This window comes from Cyclobacteriaceae bacterium (genome assembly GCA_013141055.1).
GTDB lineage: Bacteria > Bacteroidota > Bacteroidia > Cytophagales > Cyclobacteriaceae > ELB16-189.
The window spans coordinates 952,351-974,626 of record JABFRS010000002.1 but is presented as its reverse complement, the minus strand read 5'-3'; the positions used below and the strand labels follow the sequence as shown (position 1 = coordinate 974,626).

20 protein-coding genes and 1 pseudogene are annotated in these 22,276 nt (G+C 44.4%); 20 read left to right on the top strand and 1 reads right to left on the bottom strand.

All coding sequences use genetic code 11. From position 1 onward, the window contains the following. Positions 1–18: 18 nt before the first annotated feature. The 15 genes and pseudogenes from HOP08_18885 (at position 19) to HOP08_18815 (ending at position 14,593) form a co-directional block, all read left to right on the top strand. A complete protein-coding gene (locus HOP08_18885) occupies positions 19–612 on the top strand; it encodes a hypothetical protein (GenBank protein NOT76994.1) in 594 nt (197 codons plus the stop codon). Between the two features lie 25 nt (positions 613–637). After that, on the top strand, positions 638–970 hold the full coding sequence (locus HOP08_18880; protein NOT76993.1) for a DUF4134 domain-containing protein: 333 nt from the start codon (positions 638–640) through the stop codon (positions 968–970). Positions 971–980: 10 nt separating this feature from the next. Next, positions 981–1,439: a hypothetical protein gene (locus tag HOP08_18875; GenBank protein NOT76992.1), complete on the top strand. Its 459-nt coding sequence runs from the start codon at positions 981–983 to the stop codon at positions 1,437–1,439. Between the two features lie 10 nt (positions 1,440–1,449). Next, complete coding sequence (locus tag HOP08_18870; protein NOT76991.1) at positions 1,450–1,779, top strand: DUF4133 domain-containing protein; 330 nt, start codon at positions 1,450–1,452, stop codon at positions 1,777–1,779. Continuing rightward, entirely contained in the window at positions 1,776–4,253 is a 2,478-nt protein-coding gene (gene traG, locus HOP08_18865; protein NOT76990.1) for a TraG family conjugative transposon ATPase, read from the top strand. The genes HOP08_18870 and traG overlap by 4 nt, the downstream gene beginning before the upstream one ends. A gap of 10 nt (positions 4,254–4,263) precedes the next feature. Then, a complete protein-coding gene (locus HOP08_18860; protein NOT76989.1) occupies positions 4,264–4,956 on the top strand; it encodes a conjugal transfer protein TraI in 693 nt (230 codons plus the stop codon). A gap of 4 nt (positions 4,957–4,960) precedes the next feature. After that, a complete protein-coding gene (locus tag HOP08_18855; protein ID NOT76988.1) occupies positions 4,961–5,602 on the top strand; it encodes a hypothetical protein in 642 nt (213 codons plus the stop codon). 9 nt (positions 5,603–5,611) lie between these two features. Continuing rightward, positions 5,612–6,244, top strand: a complete 633-nt coding sequence (locus tag HOP08_18850) for a TerB family tellurite resistance protein (protein ID NOT76987.1) — start codon at positions 5,612–5,614, stop codon at positions 6,242–6,244. Between the two features lie 11 nt (positions 6,245–6,255). Next, positions 6,256–7,449 (top strand): conjugative transposon protein TraJ, encoded by a 1,194-nt coding sequence (gene traJ, locus HOP08_18845; GenBank protein ID NOT76986.1) that lies wholly within the window; start codon positions 6,256–6,258, stop codon positions 7,447–7,449. A gap of 11 nt (positions 7,450–7,460) precedes the next feature. Further along, a complete protein-coding gene (traK, locus tag HOP08_18840; protein NOT76985.1) occupies positions 7,461–8,078 on the top strand; it encodes a conjugative transposon protein TraK in 618 nt (205 codons plus the stop codon). Next, entirely contained in the window at positions 8,075–8,566 is a 492-nt protein-coding gene (locus tag HOP08_18835; GenBank protein ID NOT76984.1) for a hypothetical protein, read from the top strand. Before traK ends, HOP08_18835 begins: the two co-directional genes overlap by 4 nt. A gap of 38 nt (positions 8,567–8,604) precedes the next feature. Further along, positions 8,605–9,930, top strand: coding sequence for a conjugative transposon protein TraM (gene traM / locus HOP08_18830; protein NOT76983.1), 1,326 nt, complete (start codon positions 8,605–8,607; stop codon positions 9,928–9,930). 435 nt (positions 9,931–10,365) lie between these two features. Beyond that, entirely contained in the window at positions 10,366–11,112 is a 747-nt protein-coding gene (traN, locus tag HOP08_18825; GenBank protein ID NOT76982.1) for a conjugative transposon protein TraN, read from the top strand. A 50-nt stretch (positions 11,113–11,162) separates the two neighbouring features. Then, positions 11,163–11,918, top strand: a pseudogene (locus HOP08_18820) (hypothetical protein). A 281-nt stretch (positions 11,919–12,199) separates the two neighbouring features. Beyond that, positions 12,200–14,593, top strand: a complete 2,394-nt coding sequence (locus HOP08_18815; GenBank protein ID NOT76981.1) for a hypothetical protein — start codon at positions 12,200–12,202, stop codon at positions 14,591–14,593. A 138-nt stretch (positions 14,594–14,731) separates the two neighbouring features. Here the strand turns inward: HOP08_18815 and HOP08_18810 are convergent, their stop codons facing one another. After that, complete coding sequence (locus tag HOP08_18810; protein NOT76980.1) at positions 14,732–14,932, bottom strand: helix-turn-helix transcriptional regulator; 201 nt, start codon at positions 14,930–14,932, stop codon at positions 14,732–14,734. A 108-nt stretch (positions 14,933–15,040) separates the two neighbouring features. Between HOP08_18810 and HOP08_18805 the strand changes: the two genes are divergently transcribed. The 5 genes from HOP08_18805 to HOP08_18785 all read left to right on the top strand — a co-directional run bounded on the left by HOP08_18805 (position 15,041) and on the right by HOP08_18785 (position 22,264). Then, positions 15,041–16,093 (top strand): hypothetical protein, encoded by a 1,053-nt coding sequence (locus tag HOP08_18805; protein NOT76979.1) that lies wholly within the window; start codon positions 15,041–15,043, stop codon positions 16,091–16,093. Then, positions 16,050–16,343, top strand: coding sequence for a hypothetical protein (locus tag HOP08_18800; protein ID NOT76978.1), 294 nt, complete (start codon positions 16,050–16,052; stop codon positions 16,341–16,343). Before HOP08_18805 ends, HOP08_18800 begins: the two co-directional genes overlap by 44 nt. Positions 16,344–16,355: 12 nt before the next feature. After that, the gene (locus HOP08_18795) at positions 16,356–17,543 is read left to right on the top strand and encodes a HEPN domain-containing protein (protein NOT76977.1); all 1,188 of its coding nucleotides are present in this window, start codon (positions 16,356–16,358) and stop codon (positions 17,541–17,543) included. Between the two features lie 240 nt (positions 17,544–17,783). Then, a complete protein-coding gene (locus HOP08_18790; GenBank protein ID NOT76976.1) occupies positions 17,784–19,124 on the top strand; it encodes a TolC family protein in 1,341 nt (446 codons plus the stop codon). 5 nt (positions 19,125–19,129) lie between these two features. Then, positions 19,130–22,264, top strand: coding sequence for an efflux RND transporter permease subunit (locus HOP08_18785; GenBank protein NOT76975.1), 3,135 nt, complete (start codon positions 19,130–19,132; stop codon positions 22,262–22,264). The last annotated feature ends 12 nt before the right edge of the window (positions 22,265–22,276 follow it).

The following is a 22,276-nucleotide window of genomic DNA, read 5'->3' as shown; positions in this document are numbered from 1 at the left end:
TAATCAAACACGAAGGCTATGTTACAATCAATTTCCTGGCAGGAGTTCTTTACGACGATCAGCCTGATCGTTGGAAGTTATTATGCAATCACCGTGCTGTTACTCTACAGCGAAGAGATCAAATTTATTTTCAAACAAAAGAAGTCAAACGCTATCAGCGAGATTCTCGCTACCGATCAAAGTGATTCAAATGAATCCAACGATCTCATGGGGAAAGTCAAATGCATGACCACAGTAAATGTTCCACATGAAAAAAGTGTCGATGCAGAGGATGTGGAAGTTAAAGAGATGGTGAAGAAAAACGAACCTGAGGAACCGATTACGGTTTCTACCGCCGACGCTCCAGAGGATACACTCGCGAAAGCTGTCGCCGAACTTCTCAAACAGGCAAATTCAATAATCGAAAACTTCCCTCCCTACGACAAGGAGGAAGCAATGCTTGCTTTCAAACCGCTATTCTCAAAGTTCCCACAACTCATTGAATCGAGTTTTCAGGATGAAATCAACGTCTACATTCAAAATGGATTATTCGGTAACCCCAACACTCAATTCGAAGAGGATGAGATCAAATCATGGTGGCTTGATGACAACAAAGATTTTACAACAAACTAAAATCAATCAAATAAATACAAATGCTATGAAACAGAGGATTCATTTAACAATCAGAAAAGGCAGGGCTTTTGGACTGGCGGTGGTTATCTACGCCTTGACTCTTCTCTTGCCAGCTCATGCCCAGGACGGCAATGCCGGAATCAATGAGGCAACAATGAGAGTGAGAAGTTATTTCACCACCGGCACAAGCCTTATGTATGCCATCGGTGCAATTCTCGGTCTTGTCGGGGCCGTCAAGGTTTATCAAAAATGGAATAGTGGTGATCCGGATACAGGGAAGGTGGCTGCTGCTTGGTTCGGAAGCTGTGTATTTCTTGTCATTGTTGCTACCGTGCTTCGCTCATTCTTCGGAATCTAACTTTTCGATTATGGAAGAGTCTAGAATACTCCCGATACTTAGAATCCATGATACCGACTTCCACGTCGATCTGGAGAAACTTGAGTTCCGTCAAGTCGATAACGACAAAAATACAATCTCCTTTTATGACGTGCACGACAGCGGCGACCATACCGAGGTCATGTATGACCCTAAGACCAAGAACGCATTCAAGGGAAGTTGGGGAGAAATGTCGCAACGAGAAGACCTGGTGCTCGTCAAAATGCCGCCTGCAATAGAACTCGACACGCAATACATCGCCGACCAGTTAGTGAAGAATCTTCGAGAGAAGTATTTCGGCATCAGGCAAACCGACGATGAAGACAAAGTGCGTGGGGATGTGAATCAAAAGACAGATCAGGTTAGTCAAAATCCCACACCCGAGGCATTCTCAAGAAATGATGCGAAGAGCCCAAACGAACAGAAACGAAAGGCCGGACGAGGAATATAATCTCACGTACATGAGCAGCATTTATAAGATCAACAAGGGAATCAACAAGCCAATCGAGTTTAAAGGACTCAAGGCACAATACATCGCATACTTGGCGGTGGGCTTGATAGGATTGTTGATCCTGTTCGCAATACTCTACATCGCCGGTGTCAATATGTTCTTCTGCTTGGCCCTCGTCGGGATACTCGGAACTATTTTGTTCATGACCGTCTACCGGATGAGTGATAAATACGGGCAATACGGTCTGCTAAAGAAGTTGGCCATCCGGAGTATCCCGGACGCCGTCACTGGAAGGACACGCAAGATTTTCACTCAACTCACAAAGGCAAATCATCCATGAGTCAGCCAATTTCCCTCTCGAAAGTATTTCCCATCTACAAAGTCGAGCACGACTGTATCCTGTCAAAGCAGGGTGACATTACCCTTGCCTACGAGGTGACTCTCCCGGAGATATTCACGTTGTCGGATCAGGAATACGAAGCCTTCCACCAAGTGTTGGTCAAGGCCATCAAAGTTCTACCGGCCTATTCTATTTTCCATAAACAGGATTGGTTTTTCTCAAAGGGATACAAGGCTGATTTTGAATCCAAAGACACGTCATTTCTCTCGCGGGCAAGCGAGAGATTTTTCAATGAGCGCCCATACCTGGATCACCGATGCCAGATCTTCCTTACAAGGAAACCGGCCAATAGAAAGCCATCCAGCTCAGTGTTCTCAAATCTCATTCGCCGGACCATCGTGCCGGAGGAAACGCTCAATCCACAACGGATGCAGGAGTTTCTTGACAACGCAGGTCAGTTTGAAAGGATACTCCAGGACAGTGGGTTCATAAAGCTTCAACGTATCAGGGATGATCAACTTGCAGGGACGGAAGAAAGCCCCGGACTCCTGGAGAGGTATTGCTTTCTTCTGGCAGAGTCAGACAAACCAGTGGTGAGCGACATTCATTTCCGGGATGAACTGCGGATTGGAGATCAGCATTGCCAACTGTATTCCCTTGCTGACGTTGAAGACCTGCCTTCATTATGTGGATCACGTATTAACTACGACAAATACTCCACCGACAAGACAAAGTTCAGCGTCGGATTTGCGTCTCCGCTGGGTCAATTGCTTTCGTGTAATCACATCTTCAATCAATACATATTCATTGAAGATTCACACAAAACGGTCAAGCAACTCGAAAGCAAACGGCTGAGACTGCAATCTCTTTCCACCTATTCCAGGGAAAACTCCATCAGCCGCGACGCGACCAATGATTTCCTGAACGAGGCTATTTCATCTCAAAAGCTTCCCGTCAAGGCACATTTTAACATTATGCTTTGGACTGAGAACAAGCAAGAGCTAAAAGAACTTAAAACGCAAGTCTCGTCGGCTTTAGCACAAATGGATTCAGTAGCCCGCCAGGAAACCGATGGAGCCCCGCAGATTTTCTGGGCAGGTCTTCCGGGAAACGAGGCAGACTTTCCTATGAATGACACCTTCGACACGTTCGCCGAACAGGCGACTTGCTTTCTCAATCTCGAAACGAATTATCAATCGTCCATTAGTCCTGTGGGCATCCGCCTTGGCGACAGGTTAACTGGCAAACCTATTCACGTTGATATTTCTGACGAACCGGTAAAGAAGGGAATATGTACCAACCGGAATAAGTTCATACTTGGCCCTTCCGGAAGCGGAAAATCATTCTTCACCAACCACATGGTCCGCTCATATTATGAGCAGGGTACCCACATCGTACTTGTGGACGTTGGTCATTCTTACAAGGGGTTGTGTGACCTGGTGAATGGATATTACTTCACTTACGACGAAGCCAATCCTATTCGATTCAATCCCTTCTATATCGGACAGGGAGACACGCTTGACACCGAAAAGAAGGAGAGCATCAAAACACTTCTGCTTGCCCTTTGGAAAAAGGATGATGAGACATTTAACCGCTCAGAATACGTAGCATTGTCCATTTCCCTTCAGATGTATTACAAGCAACTGAACGAAAACAGGAAACTGTTCCCATGCTTTGACACATTCTACGAATTTCTAAGGGATGTCTTTGTCGCGACCCTCAAGGAAGATAAAGTCAAGGAAAAGGACTTCGACGTAGAAAATTTCCTATACGTTCTACGGCCTTACTATAAAGGTGGCGAGTTTGATTACCTGCTGAATGCCAGGGAGAATCTTGATTTATTAAAGGAAAGGTTCATCGTCTTTGAGCTGGACAACATTAAGGATCACCCGATCCTGTTCCCGGTTGTCACAATCATTATTATGGAAGTCTTCATTTCCAAGATGCGGAAGCTGAAAGGAGTTCGCAAGATGATCCTTATCGAAGAGGCATGGAAGGCAATTGCTCGCGAAGGCATGGCGGAATATATCAAGTACCTATTCAAGACAGTTCGAAAATTCTACGGAGAGGCAATTGTTGTCACCCAGGAGGTTGAAGACATTATAAGCTCACCGGTTGTCAAGCAGGCAATCATCAACAACTCAGACTGCAAGATCCTTCTGGATCAAAGCAAGTACCAGAACAAGTTCGACCAGATACAGGAACTCTTGGGATTAACTGAGAAGGAGAAGGCTCTCGTACTCTCCATCAATAAAAGCAATGATCCCTCTCGCAAGTACAAAGAGGTGTTTATCAGCCTTGGCGGGATGCTATCGAAAGTTTATGCCACTGAAGTTTCCTTGGAGGAGTATCTGGCTTATACAACAGAGGAATCCGAAAAGATTAAAGTTCAGGCCTATTCTAAAAAATGGGGAGGAGATATCCGCAAAGGCATTGCTGAGTTGGCGAACGATATACGGTCAGGTAAATCTTAAAAGCACACTTATGAATCGATTCAGGAAATCACTTTTTATCACGCTTTTGGGAACGATAACACTTGTGGCAACACCTGTGCGTGAAGCAAAGGCAATTGCAATCCTCGAAATAATCAGGCAAGCCGTGATCAAAGTTATCAAGGCCGTTGACCTCATGATCCAGCGAATCCAGAACAAGACGATCTGGCTTCAAAATGCTCAAAAGGTATTGGAGAACAAGCTATCTCAATTCAAGCTTGACGAAATCGCTCAATGGACTGAAAAGCAAAGGCAACTCTACAAGAAGTATTATGATGAACTCTGGCAGATAAGGAACAACCTGGCCAATTATCACCGGATAGCCCTTGCTATTCAGCGTCAGAAGCAACTTGTTGCGCAGTATAAGTTCACCTGGCAGATGGTAAGTCAGGACAAGCATTTTACGCGGTCCGAGATTGATTACATCTATGTAGTCTACACCGGCATCCTGAACGATAGCCTTTATAACCTCGATCAGATACTGCTGGTAATTAATTCCTACAAGACACAAATGTCTGATGCCAAACGACTGGAGATCATCAACAAGGCCAGCGAGGGTATTGAAAAGAACTACGACGATCTCCAGCAATTCAATAACCAGAATATCCAACTGAGCCTTAATAGAGCCAAGAACCAGCAAGAGGTGGACGCTGTCAGGAAACTTTATGGATTACCAACCGAATAAAGCTATGAAACACATACTATTGATATGTATCGCAGTACTGCTGTTCCACAATGTGAAAGCCCAGACCTTGGACGAATGGTTCAGGCAGAAGAAAACGCAAAAGAAATATCTCGTTCAGCAGATCGCCGCCCTTCACGTATATCTCGACTATCTCAAAAAGGGATATACGATAGTGCACAATGGTCTCAACACCATCGAAAACATCAAGAATGGGAGTTTCAACCTTGATCGTGATTTCTTTAGCTCGCTCAAGAATGTGAACCCGGCAATCAGGAACACGGCAAAGGTGGCTGACATCATTGCCTTCCAGATCTTTATCAGCCGCGAGTTAGGAAGGGTTTACAATTTCTGTTCCGGCAACAAGCATTTCACGCCTGAGGAGATCAGGTATATCGCGCAGGTTCACACCAACATGGTGTTTTATTGCGACGCCTCCATTTCTGAGCTGCTAACAATCATTCAACCTTATAAGACCGAAATGACAGACGACGAGAGGATTCATCGCATTGATAAGATCTACGATGAGATGAATGACAGGTGCGGGTTCGTTCGCGCCTTCGGAGGTGACGTTCAGGTGATTTTAATGGAAAGGGCCAAGGAAGAAAAGGAAACTGAATTGCTCAGGAAGAACTACGAGACACTTTAAGAATACCCTATGAACCGGATGACAATAATACTGACAGTTTTAATGAGCCTCATTGGGACAATCAGATCCTTTGGACAATCCGACGAGGCACAACAGCTGCTATTGAACTGGGAGAAACTCCAGGAGCTTGAGAAGATACTCGACAATATGTACGTCGGCTATAAAATACTCGACAAGGGTTACACCACGATCAAAAATATTTCAGAGGGCAATTACACAATTCATCAATTATTCCTTGATGGACTTTTTGCTGTAAATCCGGCTGTCAGGAATTACAAGAGAATACCCTACATCATCGATTACCAAAAATTGCTTGTCAAGGAATACAAGAATGCCTACAACCGGTTCCGTGATGATCCGCACTTCACTCCGCAAGAGATCGAGTATATGGCAAATGTCTACAACTACTTATTCACAGCCAGTCTGAGGAACATCGATGACCTGGTCATGATAACCACGGCCACGAAATTAAGAATGAATGATGATGAACGGATGAGGGCCATTGACCGGATTTTCTATGACATGGAAAGTAAGGTAGGCTTTCTCAGAAGCTTTAATAATAGCACTCAACTATTGGCAATTCAACGCGCACGCGCGGCCAATGATGTAAGAACACTAAATCATTTGTATGGGATCAACTAATCACGAAGACCATGAAAATAAAATATTTTAAACCATCAATAATATTTCTCGGCGTGAGCTTTTTGCCTGGCGTTTTAAATGCTCAGAGCTTCACGGGAGAGATCCACAGCCTGCAAAGTGTCCTGGACCAGCTGTATTATGAAATGCTGCCTCTGTGCAGTCAACTCGTCGCCGTTGGGCGTGGGCTCGCCGGCTTTGCAGCGCTGTGGTATATTTCTTCAAGGGTATGGCGGCATCTTTCCAATGCCGAACCCATCGACTTCTATCCATTATTGAGGCCGTTTGCTCTCGGTCTTTGTGTGATGATGTTTCCCTACGTTCTCGCGATGATCAACGGAATTCTCCAGCCTACGGTAACGGGCACTGCGGCAATGGTGACTGGCTCCAACAATGCGATTGCTTATTTACTCAAACTAAAGGAGGAAGCGATCAAAAAGACCCCCGCATGGCAAATGTATGTAGGGACGGACGGAAGCGGCGACCGCGACAAATGGTATCGGTACACTCACCCCGACGGCACCGAGGAAGGAACGCTTGACGGGCTTGGCAACGATATCAAGTTCGCGATGGCCAAAGCATCCTATAATTTTCGCAACACGGTGAAACAGTGGATGTCGGAGATACTGCATATTCTCTATGAGGCTGCAGCTCTCTGCATTAATACAATCCGAACATTCTACTTGATCGTGCTGGCAATCCTTGGGCCTTTGATCTTTGGAATATCCGTTTTTGACGGACTTCAACATACATTGACGGTCTGGATCGCCCGGTACATCAATGTTTTTTTATGGCTACCCGTAGCTAACATCTTTGGAGCGATCATTTCGAAGGTACAGGAGAACATGCTGAGGATCGACATTCAGCAGGTGACGAAGTACGGTGATACATTTTTCAGTGAGAACGATACCGCTTACCTGATATTCCTGGTGATGGGAATAGTTGGATACTTTACTGTTCCCAGCGTTGCAAATTATATCGTACACGCCGGAGGCGGCAATGCCCTTCTTTACAAGGCATCCAATGTGTTCACAGGCGGGTCCATGGCCGCTGTAAGCACAGTCACAGCCGGATCATCAGCGATGTTCAATTCGTCATCCAACCAATCCCAGCCAACGGGATCAGGTCAATCGACCCAGGGAAACGGAACTGAAGGTAGTCGTCCTGCTACAGGAGATTATATGCACGATAAACTCTCTGGCAAATGAGCGACAGGACGATTTTCCGACAGCTAATGAACATTGATTCAGCATTCAGGCATATAAGGCTATTCTCATTTGCGCTGATCATGGCATGCATAGTGATCTGCGGCTACACTATATATAAGAGCTTCCAAATGGTTATGCACATTGAGGAACGCATTTACATCCTGTCCAATGGAAAGGCACTCGAAGCCTGGTCCGCCGAAAGGAAGGACAACATTCCTGTAGAGGCCCGCGATCATGTGAAGATGTTCCATTATTACTTCTTTACGCTTGACCCGGATGACAGGGTGATCGAGGCGAACGTGACAAAAGCGCTTTATCTGGCAGACGCTTCCGCGAAACGTCAATATGACAACCTCAAGGAAAGCCGGTACTATTCAAACATCATCTCGGGCAATATCAGCCAGGAGATTGTAACCGATAGCATCCGGGTTGACGTCAATCAGTATCCATTTTATTTCAGAAGCTACTCAAAGCAAAAGCTGATACGCACAACTTCCATTGTAACACGAAGCCTGATCACGGAAGGGTATCTAAGAAATGTGTCCCGTTCAGACAATAACCCTCACGGCTTCCTAATCGAAAAGTGGAGAACACTGGAAAACAAAGATATCAAAACCGAGAATCGATGACAGAATTGAAACAGAAGGCGGAAGATCTATCAGGAAGGATAGGGTCCGCAGTGAAAACCAAAGTGGGCATGTTTAGCAACAGGTTCAACGCATTGGAGTCAGGGACAAAAAAATGGAGTCTCGCGCTCTTAGGCATTTCGATGGCGTGTATGTGCACAGCCATAATAATAAACGGGTTACAGTCTGGTAAGCCCGAATATCTGAGAACAGAAAGTATATCACTACCAAAAGACATTTATATGGACACAATAAAAGCAGAACGATTAACGCCGGTCGGGAAAATGAAAGGTGAAGTTTACGGAGAGTTTGAGTCCTTCTACCTGGCTACCAACAAGGAGGGTAAACTCTTTATCAACAGGAACATTGAGTATTCAGAGAATGCGTATGACAAATCAAACGGTTGGGAGCAAATAACCAGGCAGCAACTTGAAGTCTTTGAAAAACACCTTGACCTGATACCTCCAAGGAAAAAAGGAATGAAGAGGTAACGCAAGAAAATTCTATTCAACAACAAAACATAATTTATATGAAACCGCATACACAGAAATTTTTGCAGAGAAGGAGGTTTGTGATGGTGATGCCTATGCTGGTATTGCCTTTCATTACCGTGATCTTCTGGTTGCTCGGTGGTGGCCAGAATTCCGATCCGACAGCCACGACTTCAGAGAACGCGGGGTTGAATCTTCAACTTCCGGATGCGCATTTTGAAAATGAGCAATGGAACAAGTTGGCGCTTTATGACAAGGCTGAAAGAGATTCTCTCAAATTTAACGAGGAACGACAGAACGATCCCTATTTCAAGCTTGAAGCCCTGGAAGATGAGCCAACAGGTGAAGGGCAGCAAGAGCCTTCAACACAGACCCCCACTGCGAAATCGCGATCAAACAAAAACCCGAAAGCCAAGCAAAAGGAAGTCGTTGATCCTAATGAAGCGAAGGTCAATCAAAAGCTTGATGAATTATACAGGGAATTGAATAAGGCAAAGGAGCCGCAAGTCAGTAATAAATCCGAAGTAACAAATTCAGAAAATGTGCCTGATCCCCAGTTCTCGTCGGATGTACAAAAGTTGGAGCAGATGATGGAAATGATGAAGTCCGGTGATGCTGAAGATCCTGAAATGCAAAAGCTAGGCGGCATGTTGGACAAGATTCTTGATATACAGCATCCCGACAGAGTCCGTAATAAGATCAAGGAACAAAGTGAGCTTAAGAAGGGAAAGGTCTTTCCGGTTGAAACATCGCACGTTGAGGAAAACATTTCCATGATCAAAGGCTCCAATGGATCACAAGCGATTGTTGAGGATTCCGCAGTGTTACTAAGCAGGGCTTTTTCGGTTGGGGCAAGACAAAACCAATTTTATAGCCTCGACGATGAGAACTCACAGGAACAAAAAGCGGGTAACGCCATTGAAGCCATTATACACGACACACAGGAGATCGTAGCTGGATCAACGGTAAAAATGCGACTCCTTACCGACGTCTATGTTAACGGCAGGCTCATCCCCAAAGATCAATTCGTTTACGGGACCGCAGCAATCAACGGAGAAAGACTGACTATCGCTATTAACTCCATCCGTGATAATAATTCACTATTCCCTGTTTCTCTTTCCGCCTATGACCTGGATGGCCTTCAGGGAATTTACATTCCTGGCGCGATTACCCGTGATGCCGCCAAGCAATCTTCCGATCAGACAATGCAAAGCCTTCAATTCATGACAATGGACCAGTCGCTAAGCGCACAAGCCGCGAGTGCTGGTCTTCAGGCCGCCAAAGGACTCTTTAGTAAGAAGGTCAAGCAGATCAAAGTGACAATCAAGGCTGGCTATAAGATCTTCCTGATGGATGCCAACTGAGAATTGGTACACGCAAAAAACGAAATACAATCAAAGTTATATGGATTAGCGAAAGGATACTATGGGGATTGTGCCTCTTATGCTGAGAAATGCGAATAGTCCAATCCCGGATGAACTGATTTCGGTGTCTCATTCCAACAATTTTAAACATTACAACTATGCTATTATTCATTGGAGCCTTATTTGGCGCGATAGCGGGATTGTTCGGTGCAGCCGTGGGCGCACTTGGCGCAGCGGCGCCAATCATCCTACTGATTATTTTATTGTAAGGGCCGGGGACGGCGTTGCCGTCCCTTCCTTTTCACTCAGTTCCATTTTTTATAAACGTTAAAAATATTCGACATGCAATACTATTTGAATAATCTCATTACAAGGTTTCTACTGGGCTGGTGCCTGGTGGTCGCCCTAGCATTAAACGCAAAATGCCAATCCAATATGGAAACGCAAAACGTGGAAGTGACTTTTAACAAGACGTCCACGATCGTCTTCGCCGCTGTCATCAAAAGTGTGGACCGGGGAAGTCGGGATGTACTGGCGCAAAAGGCAAAAGGAGTTGAAAACGTTCTTCAGGTAAAAGCCGCGAGGCGGGATTTTCCGCAAACCAATCTTACAGTGATCACCGCCGATGGGGTGCTTCATCATTTTACCGTGAACTATTCAGAGCAACCAACCAGCCTGACAATGGTTACTGATCAATTGGCCGACCCTCCAGTTGACCCACTGATCTTTCAATCGGCGTTAACCGAAACGGACATAGAGAACTATTCAGCAGGAATAGCCAAAGACAAACGAAGAATACTCGGAGTCAGCGAAAGCGGTAACAAGATGGTCATAACGCTTCTGGGTATCTACATTAAAAGCGATGTCATGTTTTATCACTTCCGGATAGTCAACCGCTCAAACATTGACTATGACATAGATTTTCTGAAATTCTATATCCGGGATAAAGCCCGGATAAAAAGAACAGCCTCTCAGGAAATTGAGATCAGGCCACTCCATATCTATGGCAATGACAAGGAAGTAAAGGGAAATTCTTCGACTGACATTGTTTACGCCTTGCAAAAATTCACCATCCCAGAGGCTAAATACCTACAAGTCGAATTGTTCGAACAAAACGGAGGACGGCACTTTAACATGAACATCAAAAACAGAACGATCGTCAACGCCAGGCTACTTGAATAACGATGCTTTCAGATTTAAATCATTATTACAAACTATTAAACAAAACGTTTATGAACACCAAGAATTTTGAATTTTTAAGAGACGGTCTCAAGTACATGGGTTTCGGTGAGAAACTCAATACCGACCTTGAGGCGAGGATCAAAGAACAACCGGCTGAATTCCAGCTTTCGCTCCAGGGTGAGTTCAAACGAGACGCAGTCACCGATAAGGTGGATTACAAGCTCGATTTTAAGAAGTCCGATCAAACGGATATGTACTTCTTCAACCGGTACCAGGCGACGCTTCGGGGCGAAGATTCATCCCAGGATAAGTCACAGACCTTCTACATTACCAAGAACTCAGGAATGACAGCCAAGGAAGCTTATAACCTTCTGAGTGGCCGATCAGTCAATAAAGACCTGACAAACAAGGAAGGTCAGCCGTTCAACGCCTGGCTCCAGCTTGACTTCAAGGAAAAGGACAAGAACGACAACTTCAAGGTGAAGCAGTTCCATTCGGGCTACGGTTATGACCTGGAGGCAGTCCTCAATCGCTACCCGATCAAGGAACTCTCAAGTAACGACGACAAACTTAAGATTATGAAATCCCTTGAAAAGGGCAACGTCCATCAGGTGACTTTCGTCGGGGAAGGCAAAGAAGATAAAATGCACATCGAGGCGAATCCACAGTTCAAGACCCTGAATCTCTATGATGCCAAGATGCAGAAGGTATTCCAGGGGATTGAAAGAAAGGAAGTGAAGGAGGAGCCTGAAAAGGGAAAGGAACAGGAGAAGTCGAAGGACAAGAAGGAGACGCGAAAGCAGGAAGATATGGACGAAGGTGACAGAAATCACGAAAAAAAGCAGCCCAGATCTCGGCGTGCGAGAGTTTAGGCTACCATCCGATTACAGAATGAAAGCCCGCCGAAGTACGGCGGGCTTTTTTAAATCTCATCGCAAAAGATGAAAGAAATATCCAAATAAAACTGCCACTTTTACAAACGAATCGGCACTCCTGTAGAAGATCAATTACTTAAAATGCAGGCAATTTCAGAGAACCAGAATTCTTCTGGCCGTGATTGAGCGAATAATTTAGACCAAGTAAACCTATGGATTACATCATTGAAATTGCATTAAATAAGTATACTGACTTCAATAAATTTGAAGAACTCGCAACGCGAATATTGAATGATGAGGGTTATGACTCAATCCGTGCAATTGGCGGTGTCGCTGACAAGGGAATTGACGGCGAAGAGACACGCTACTATCATGACGGGACTAAAAAGACCATCTTTCAGTATTCATTGGATAAACGCAATAGGCAAAAACTAATTGATACCATCGAAAAACTAAAGGAAAATGCAATACAATTTGAAAGCATTGTATTTGTCACAATTAACCAAATCAATAATACTGAGAAACTAAGATCTGATATCAGAAAGCATTATAAAAATGCATTTCAAATCGACATCGTAGAAAGAAAAACAATTCTTTCTCGTTTGGCTGCTAATAATTACAGTTTATTCAACATCTACTTTCCCAATATTCGCTCGCAAATTGAAAGCACCGTCTTTAATAAAAAAGTGTATTTTTCTGATGAAACTGCGGACGTTTTACAAACCTCTCTATTAAAATGTTCGCTGCTTTTTACCTTTAATAGGAATGCGCAGTCGACGCGAAAAGATCTATTTGATAGACTTATACTGTCGGTCATTGCTTCTGCGAATGGAGTAACCACCAAAGATATTTTAAATACTCTTAACAATAAATATAGTCGATCATTCAGCGAGGATCAGATTAAAACCTCAGCTCTGCGTTTAGTTAAGCAAGAATTTGTAAACAACAACAACCAATCGTTCTCCGCTAGCAAAAGAGCTATTGAATATATTGAGGGCAGTGTAACAAAAATTGAACAATCGACGGATGCGTTGATAAATGACATTGTCGATAAAGTAATAGTTGCGGAGAATTCTCAATTAGATCGAGCAACTATAGCAAAGGTAAAATCTAATGTAAAAAAATCTCTTAGTGCATTTTTTAGATTACATGGTGTTGACTACACTAATTCGCACATAGCTGAGAAGTCAGTGAATGCCGACTTTGGATTTGAAAAGAATAAGGCCTTGATTGATCTTACGAAAGAAGGCCTGTCAGAAAGGATCGGTACTGCCCTAACGTATTCGATTGGAGATACAATTCAAAATCCTACAGACGAGCAAGCAGAAACTTTATCGCATTGGGCCAAAGCATTTATTGGGCTCCAAATATTGAATTTAGATCCTGCTTTGAAAGAATTTCAAGCCACGAATTTTTCAAAAAAGACGTTCATAATTGACACCGACTTTTTACTCAATTGCTTAGTTGAAGAATGTGAACTAAGCAAAATATACCGCAGACTTGTTAAGCAGTTGAAGGTTCTTAACTGTAAAATGATCATTTCGCCTGGGGTAATTGCCGAAGTAATTAAGCATGGAGAGGCCGAGAATAACTACACGTATTTTCGAGCGACATTCAAGACCGTAGATGAAAACATTGTAAATGAAAAGATTCACAATGTCTTTGTTAAAGGCTACTACTTGGGCCTTTTACATGGGAGCATATCTCAGACAACAACGTTTAAAACATACTTGTCCAACTATATCCATAAAGATGCCCCCTATCAGTTTATTGTGGATCTGATTGAGCAATACTTTCCTAACACGTTTATATTCGAAGAATTGTCGACAACTTCCCAGAAGCCCCTTGATCAAGAACTTTTGGAGAAATTGACAAACCTAATAAATGATCAAACCAAGAATACATTTAAGGCCCAGTGGAGGAGTGAGGACGAGAACCGCGAAGTGTCGTTAAATGACGCAAAAATGTACTTAATCACCTATTTCTTAAATGAACAGACATCCCACGATCCTAAAGCGATTCTTCCGGGTAAATACTATTTACTCACTTCCTCTACAAGAGCCGCGAGATGTGGACTAAGGATTAATCTGACGACGTCTATTTCTGTAAAACCTGAAACATTAATCAGCCTTTTGGATCAATTGGGCTCCTTTGAAATTAGTTCAAAGGAATTCGTGAACGTTTTCGAAAACCCTTATTTAGTAGAGGTGGCTAATGAATGTTGGACTGACATAAAGACTTTGATTGATGCGGGAGTGGATTTACGAGATAAGAACCCGGTAAATCTTAGGTACGAGTTGAAGGACACAATTCATTCTTATTTAATTGAACGAAACAAATACGAGAACAACGAAAGTCAGTCTGAGGAAAAACAGGAAGAGGAAGTTGAGTTTAGTGATTTCATTCAGTTCGCTAGGCATGTCAAAGCCAAAGGTTACAAATTTACCCCTAGCATCGAGCAAATAATTGGCAAGTTTAAGGAAATGCAGACAGACATTAAGGAGAAGGATAAGGCAATAAAGGAGTTAAGAGAAACTACGGTGATTTTTGGAAGGAGAAAACAAAAGTATCTTGACAAGATTGCTAATGCCAACAAAAGAAAATGAGATCTCTATCGGTACCGCTCCTGTTAATTACGAAACTCTCAAGCTAAGTATTTGAAATATATGTAGGCGGATTAGGTCGTCTCTCAAGCCTATTGCTCGGGGAACTGCTTAAGGTCAAGGACCAAGAAACCTGCTAGGTTATTTCAACCACTTCTTCCGGAACCCGTAAGCCACCAGTTGCGCAGCATTCCTCACCTGAAACCGATTTAGCATTTCCATCCTCAGAGAATCAATAGTTTTCTTACTGTTCCCCAGTTTTTTGGCTATTTCCTCACTGTTGTAACCCTCGGCAATAAGGCGTAAAACTTGAAGCTGCTTGTCGGTGATATCTTTTTCCACCCCCAAGTTTACAGGATATAAATATTTAGGTATATTTACCCCCGTATTTATACGGTATTGCCATTCGCGCAATTGCCTGAAAATCAATTAAAAACAAAACAAACGGTTATGCGCTACCCATTTGTAAAACTTCCGAAAAAGGTCGAAATGGCTCTTTTCCTGATCGGCGAAGAGTTGAAAGGCCGCAAATTCTTTAATGAACTCCAGAATATCGGAGTGTCCGACTCCCCGTACGAACGCCATTTCAATGCCCCAATTGCTGTATGCCTAGGTCTGGATGACCATGCTGACAATGTGTTCACCCAGATCGATAACATCCTGGAAAGGCACAGCGAAAAGATCGACGCAGACGACAACGATTCGGTCATGAGGCAGGTATTCCGAGCCTACGTAGATCTTGTCATCGAGCGGCGGGCTCAAAGACGAAATAAGGCAAAGCTAAAGGGAACCGACTATGTTGAGCCCGGTCCAGTAGCAAGGACAGGGAAAGCTGACTTTCGAAACCTTGCTCCATTCGACAGCATTGCGCTTGACACATTCGCCGATATAGTACTCATCCCGGGTGACAAGGAAGAGTTGGAGATAATATCAGAGGCGAACCCGGACAATTATATACTTGCGTTCGTAGAAAACCGACGTCTCTTCATTGTCACGGGGAAGGTGGAGCCAGAGTTGATCCAGGCGACAATCTATATCACCTACAGGACTCTAAGTGGATTGGTCGTTCATCATTCAGGCAAAGTCAAGTGTGATGGAACCATTGAAACCGACAGACTTGGCGTAGTCCAAAACGGCAGGGGATCAATTGAACTTGATGTAGAAACTCTGGTGGTGGATTTAACCTTAACCAAGTCTGGCTCACTGACCGTCACCGGTTCCTCGGACGAAACAATTGTTCTTAATACAGGAACAGCAACTATTGACGGCGCCAATCTTGAAACGACATCGGCTAAAGTGACTATCAAAGATTCAGGTGAGGTCATGCTCGCAATCGAAGATGAACTAACGGCGCGGCTGGATGGAAAGGGCTGCCTTTTGTACAGTGGCTCTCCAAGATTGAAGGCTTTATCTGGTGAGGGAGAAGGAACATTGAAGCAAATCGAAACCAGTACAGAAGATGGCAAAGAAACCGAAGAAGAAGGCGAAGTGCAGGAAGACTAAGCCACGGAAAGCAGAACCTATCCTAAGTATTGAATTGCAGGAGAAGTTTGCTCATTTCCTGAGTTTTGTATCTCCCAAACATTTCAGCCGAAGCTTACGGGATGCCACTCTGGAAATCTCTAAAGATTGCGACGTGGGTGTGCCAAACTATTACGCTGAATTAATCGACGGATTGGAAATGTTCTTTCATGTCCTCGACGTCGCCGAAGATGAAGGCAAACACTGTAGCAAGAATATGTATGAACGCTAATCCTGATTCCTCATGGACTCCAGAGCTAATGACGAAGTTTTGCTTGGCGCTTTGAGGAACGATGACCCGAATGCTTTTGAGATCATTTACCGCCGTTATGCCGAAAGTCTTTATAAGTATATCTCGCAAAAGGTGTTCACACACGAAGACGCTGACACGGTCCTTATCAACGGATTTGTTTCCTTATGGAATTCCCGCAAAGAGATTGGAACAAAGAACCTCCATGACCATCTACTTTCGACAATGAGGACTGAATTGTGCAGATACATAAGGAACTCGCCCGACATCGAAAGTTATCGGCAATCCTTCAGGAACTTCGTGACATCGACTGACCCAAGAAATTCGATGCAAAACGAGTTGCCGGTTACCGATTCACAAAAGAGAGATTTCTCGGACACTCTAGATGTGGTGATCCCAAAGATTCGACCAGAAACAATAATTTGCTTTGGTATCAGAAGTTCTGCATTCAGTCTTTGGAGCCCATTTAGAGAAAGCGAGCAGTCACTGGTCACGACCTACGATCTCCTGATAATACTGACACAAGGCGATAAGAACCTGAGGGAGTTTACTTCTGAACAGATAAAGCAACATTCCACAAGTACAGTCAAATTCAATCCGATCTCGCACAGCAGCAAGGCTGTCAGGGATGCTATCTCATCAGGCAACCACTTTTTTCAGACTGCATTTCAGACGGGCATACTGGTTTATGGAGAGCATCAGCCAATCAATTCACCTTACGAACCAGAGGCTCATGCCGACAGTATTGTTCGCAGAGTCAATGCACGTGCTAAATTTTCTCTAGCCAGGGAATTCTATGAAGTCGCTACCAACTGCCTTACTAAGGAGAAATACGATGTGAGTATTTTTACACTTCACCAAGCCGTTGAACTTGCATGTTCAGCAATACTCTTGAACGAACTCGGATACCGGGCTTCATCGCATAGTCTAAAGAAGTTGTTTCATCTCCTTCGGAATGTCACTTCGATATTTGTTGAGGCTTTTCCTGAATCGACCGAAGAAGAGATAAATCTGTTAGACCTACTGCACAAAGCGTACTCTGACGTTAGGTATAAGGATAACTATTATGCTGATCCCCGGCTTGTTCAAGCGGCGCATGGGCGAATTGACAAAATCCTGAATGCCACCGAAGACTTGTTAAAAGACTTTCTTGTGAATGGATACTTACCAAATGTTAAGTGACGGAATATTCCCGCACTATTGGTAAATTTATAAGGCAAGTTTTTCGGAAACCCAATGTGGCGGACTCTGCCTTCGGGATCGTGCTGGAAGTCTATTGGAAACCGATGGTTTTGCATATACGGAGGTGGAAAATAAAGTCACCTCCGTTTCTTTTAAAGAAAGATTCCGATCGACGGGCCTTTATCTTCCTGCAACTCCACTTTTCCTCCATTATTGACATGTACTTTGAGGAAAAAATCGATGAAAATACTTTGGTTCATCATCGGCTTGCTAACAGTTTCAACGGCGAATAGCCAGTCTCTTCACGAATTACTGAAACGTGCTGAGTCCAATTACCCATCATTGAAGGCGAAAGTGCTGGAAACCCAAGCTGCCCAATACAATGTTGCCAGTGTAAGAAATTCAGCCCTACCATCCCTTGATGCGGCCTATCAGGTCAACTATGCCACTTACAATAATATCACTGGTATGGCCCTGTCTCAATATCTGGTGCCCATGACTGGTCCGCCTTCATCGGATAATAGTTCCAGTGGGGTCTTTGGCAGTATCGGGAGCCTTTTACTCAAATGGGAGCCATTCACATTTGGCCTACGGAGGTCCCGAATTGACCTAGCCAAAACCAGCGTTCAATACAATGAAGCGGATGCACGCAACGAGGTATTCAAGCATCAGGTAACATTTATCAATACTTACCTCGACTTGCTCATGGCGCATGAACTTCTAAAGGTGTATTCCAAAAACCTGGAGCGTTCGAATGAGAATTTGAGAGTCGTGAGCACGCTTACAACAAGCGGCCTTCATCCCGGCGTAGATACAGCATTGTTTCACGCAGAATTATCCCGTGCTAAAATCGAATTGCTCAATTACAGGAAATACGTGGAAACGCAACAAGCCGCCTTGGCGGAATTACTGGGTAGTGATGAATCTGCCTACACTCAGGATAGTAGTTATTTCAGCCTTCTTCCTTCAAACACTCCCGACACCATATCAAACAGTCACCCGTTATTGGCACTTTCGAAGAGCAAGCTTCTTATTTATCAACAGCAGCAGACTTCCGTACGGCGCACGCTCAACCCGAACTTATCCGTGTGGGCTACTGGGTATGCAAGGGGTTCGGGAATCCGTTACGACGGAAGCGTTAATTCAAGTGATGGCCTGTCGTTCAGTCGCTACAACTACGGAGTAGGTGTTCAACTCAGTGTGTCATTACTTCGCTTTATCGACGTTCACAAACAGATTCAGCAACAAGGCGCATTGATCGGCGCCCAGGAAGAAAGACTCAAACAGGTGAATCTCGAACTGAATAAACAGAATCGGGTTGCAGAATTGACATTCCAAAATGCAGTTGAGATTGCTCAAGAGAGTCCGGTCCTCTATAGGTCGGCAGAGTTTTCATTCCGCGCGCTGGTCACGAGGTACAACTCGGGTCTCGCCAATTATGCCGATTTGATCCAGGCTCAGTACTCACTGGTAAAAGCGGAGACGGAATTAAAGAAGTCCTATCTGGAGGCGTGGAAGGCGCTTCTCTATAAGGCAGCCGTTCAAGGCGACATTGAAATATTTTTGAATCAAGTGAATTGAGCGGTATGAATTTAATACAAGTCGCACTACGCAGACCTGTTACAGTGGTCGTAACGATCATGGCTATTTTGATTTTTTCGGCTGTCGCCATCCGTAACTCCAAGATTGATATTTTCCCAACGGTTGGCTTACCTACTATTTATGTTGCTCAAACCTACGGTGGCCTTTCTCCTCAACAAATGGAAGGTTTTATCACGTCATACTATGAGTATCATTTCCTCTACATCACCGGGATCAAATTTGTGGAAAGCAAATCTGTCCAGGGTGTAACATTGATCAAATTGCAATTTCATGAAGGGACTGACATGGCTGCGGCGATGGCCGAAACAGTGTCCTATGCAGCCAGGTCAAGGTCATTTATGCCCTCCGGCACATTGCCACCCTTTATCATGCGCTATGATGCAGGCTCTGTTCCTATCGGTCAATTGGTCTTCAGTAGTGAAACAAGGTCATTGGGTGAGATTCAGGATCTGGCATTGTTTAAGGTGCGACCTATGTTTGCTTCTTTGCCTGGAGTTTCGGCACCACCACCATTTGGCGGGAATCAAAGAACGGTATTGGTCAAGGCCGACCCCGAACGAATGAGAAGTTACGGACTGACACCCGATGATCTTGTTACTGCCATCGCGAAGAATAACACCATTTCACCAGCTGGAAACCTTCGGGTGGGAGATTTCACACTGATAACGCCTTCTAATAGTGTGGTTGACAATTTCAAGGAACTTGAATCAATACCTCTTAAGACTGGGACCGGTGCATCCATATATGTGCGGGACGTGGCCAGTGTTGACAATGGTGCAGATGTGACCTCGGGCTACGCACTAATCAATGGGAAGCGTTCGGTTTACATTCCGGTTACTAAAAGAGCCGACGCTTCCACCTGGGATGTTGTCCAAAATATAAAGAAGGCACTCCCTGATATGCAGGCTGCCGTTCCAGAAGACATAAAAGTGTCTTATGAACTGGATCAATCCGGCTACGTTGCAAATTCTCTAAGAAGCCTTTTGTTTGAAGGTGCGCTCGGTGCAATCCTCACAGGGCTAATGGTTTTATTGTTTTTGGGTGACCGGAGAAGTGCACTTATAGTCGTTCTCACCATTCCGCTCGCGTTACTTTCAGCAGTTGTGTTTTTATACCTCTTTGGGCAGTCGTTGAATATTATGACGCTCGGTGGTCTGGCATTGGCTGTGGGTATATTAGTAGACGAAGCGACGGTAACGATTGAAAATATTCATCACCACCAGGAGAACGGAAAATCCAAAGCACGCGCTATCGTTGATGCGTGTAAGGAAATTGCGCTTGCGAAGTTACTCATTTTGCTCAGCGTTCTGGCAGTATTTGTGCCCTCTCTCTTTATGTCAGGGGTACCAAAGTCAATGTTCCTTCCGCTGTCACTTGCCGTCGGTTTTGCAATGATTTCTTCATTTCTGCTGTCCCAGACTTTCGTTCCTGTTGTCGCTAATTGGCTTTTAAAGAACAAAGCCGATACCCGGAGCCCGAGATTCGACCGGTTTAAAGATTGGTACATCAAATTTTCGGACAAGCAAAACCAACGATCAAATGTTCTGGCCCCGCTGTTTTTAGTTATCGCTCTACTTATTGCAGGGCTGGGCTATTATTTTATTGGCACTGAAATATTTCCGCAGGTGGATGCGGGTCAATTTCAAGTTCGATTGCGTATGCCCACCGGAACACGGATTGAGCGAACTGAACAAGCTACAAAGAATATTCTCGGGATGATTGAGCGCATGGCGGGCAAGGATAACATTGCGATTACTTCGTCTTTTGCCGGACTGCAACCTCCGACCTATGCGATCAACCCCATCTTTTTATGGACCAGCGGTCCCCACGAATCGTTAATGAAAGTGAAATTCAAGGACAACTCGGGAATAAGGCTTGACAGATTCAAGGAACAACTTCGCGACAGCGTAAAGAAAGAAATGCCATCCGCATTAATTTCTTTTGAACCGGCTGATCTGGTTGATCAGGTGATGAGCCTGGGGACAAATACGCCCATTGAAATAGCCATTCAGGGTAGAAATCTTGCTCAAGGCCGTGAGTACGGTGAAAAAATAAAAATAGAGTTAGAAAAGATTCCCTATTTAAGGGATGTTCAATACGGACTTCCCCTCGACTATCCAAGTCTTGAAATTACCTACGACCGTGTCCGTGCCGGGCAGATGGGTGTCTCCGTTGAGCAGGCATCTAAATCGGTATTAGCCGCTACATCTTCCAGTCGTCTGACGCAGCCCTTGTATTGGCTCGACAAAGCGGCAGGCAACGCCTATCAAGTTCAGGTAGAATATCCACAATTCAGGATGAACAGCCCAGACCAAATTGAACAGATACCAATTGATGGACGTGGTGATCAAAATGTCTACCTGCGAGATGTTGCCGACTGGCGGAAAACTAATACCGCAGGCGAATACGACAGGCTGAATCAGCAACGCTACATTACTATAACTGCTAATATCAATAAAAAAGATCTTGGCTCAGCGATCGAAGACGCGAATATGGCCATAAAACAAATCGGACAGATACCTACGGGTATGAAGATAAATTTACGTGGACAGGCGGAAACATTAAATGAAACGTTGCGCGAACTGGGAACGGGGCTTCTGCTAGCTATCGTAATCATTTTTTTATTGCTCGCGATAAATTTTCAGTCTTTTAACATTTCGCTGATCATACTTTCAGCTATTCCAGCGGTAATAGCCGGATCATTTCTCCTGTTATTGCTTACGGGCAAAACCTTGAATATTCAGTCGTTCATGGGGACAATTATGGCCATTGGTGTTTCGGTGTCGAATGCCATTCTGTTGATCACGACCGCAGAAGGATTGCGACAGCAGGGCACCCATACGAACGCAGGGCTGGAGGCGGCAAAGAATCGCTTGCGTCCAATTCTCATGACAACCATAGCAATGATCGCCGGAATGATCCCAATGGCAATAGGGTTCGGAGAGGGCGCAGAACAGACGGCCCCGCTTGCCATTGCTGTTATTGGTGGGCTATTCTTTTCAACGGTTACAGTTCTGTTCATCTTGCCTGTTGTCTATAACCGGATAGCAGGAAAGAAGAAATATATCAGCGCGTCTCTTGATCCAGACGACGAAACGAGCGTGAATTTTGGACAATAGAAACATTCAATT

What these genes read in the sequence shown, in the direction of transcription:
- HOP08_18850 (NOT76987.1), top strand. Translation starts at nt 5,612, where the DNA reads ATGAACCGGATGACAATAATACTGACAGTTTTAATGAGCCTCATTGGG.
- HOP08_18815 (NOT76981.1), top strand. Translation starts at nt 12,200, where the DNA reads ATGGATTACATCATTGAAATTGCATTAAATAAGTATACTGACTTCAAT.
- HOP08_18885 (NOT76994.1), top strand. Translation starts at nt 19, where the DNA reads ATGTTACAATCAATTTCCTGGCAGGAGTTCTTTACGACGATCAGCCTG.
- traM (NOT76983.1), top strand. Translation starts at nt 8,605, where the DNA reads ATGAAACCGCATACACAGAAATTTTTGCAGAGAAGGAGGTTTGTGATG.
- HOP08_18855 (NOT76988.1), top strand. Translation starts at nt 4,961, where the DNA reads ATGAAACACATACTATTGATATGTATCGCAGTACTGCTGTTCCACAAT.
- HOP08_18870 (NOT76991.1), top strand. Translation starts at nt 1,450, where the DNA reads ATGAGCAGCATTTATAAGATCAACAAGGGAATCAACAAGCCAATCGAG.
- HOP08_18785 (NOT76975.1), top strand. Translation starts at nt 19,130, where the DNA reads ATGAATTTAATACAAGTCGCACTACGCAGACCTGTTACAGTGGTCGTA.
- HOP08_18790 (NOT76976.1), top strand. Translation starts at nt 17,784, where the DNA reads ATGAAAATACTTTGGTTCATCATCGGCTTGCTAACAGTTTCAACGGCG.
- HOP08_18795 (NOT76977.1), top strand. Translation starts at nt 16,356, where the DNA reads ATGGACTCCAGAGCTAATGACGAAGTTTTGCTTGGCGCTTTGAGGAAC.
- HOP08_18875 (NOT76992.1), top strand. Translation starts at nt 981, where the DNA reads ATGGAAGAGTCTAGAATACTCCCGATACTTAGAATCCATGATACCGAC.
- traJ (NOT76986.1), top strand. Translation starts at nt 6,256, where the DNA reads ATGAAAATAAAATATTTTAAACCATCAATAATATTTCTCGGCGTGAGC.
- HOP08_18805 (NOT76979.1), top strand. Translation starts at nt 15,041, where the DNA reads ATGCGCTACCCATTTGTAAAACTTCCGAAAAAGGTCGAAATGGCTCTT.
- HOP08_18860 (NOT76989.1), top strand. Translation starts at nt 4,264, where the DNA reads ATGAATCGATTCAGGAAATCACTTTTTATCACGCTTTTGGGAACGATA.
- traN (NOT76982.1), top strand. Translation starts at nt 10,366, where the DNA reads ATGGAAACGCAAAACGTGGAAGTGACTTTTAACAAGACGTCCACGATC.
- HOP08_18800 (NOT76978.1), top strand. Translation starts at nt 16,050, where the DNA reads ATGGCAAAGAAACCGAAGAAGAAGGCGAAGTGCAGGAAGACTAAGCCA.
- traG (NOT76990.1), top strand. Translation starts at nt 1,776, where the DNA reads ATGAGTCAGCCAATTTCCCTCTCGAAAGTATTTCCCATCTACAAAGTC.
- HOP08_18880 (NOT76993.1), top strand. Translation starts at nt 638, where the DNA reads ATGAAACAGAGGATTCATTTAACAATCAGAAAAGGCAGGGCTTTTGGA.
- HOP08_18835 (NOT76984.1), top strand. Translation starts at nt 8,075, where the DNA reads ATGACAGAATTGAAACAGAAGGCGGAAGATCTATCAGGAAGGATAGGG.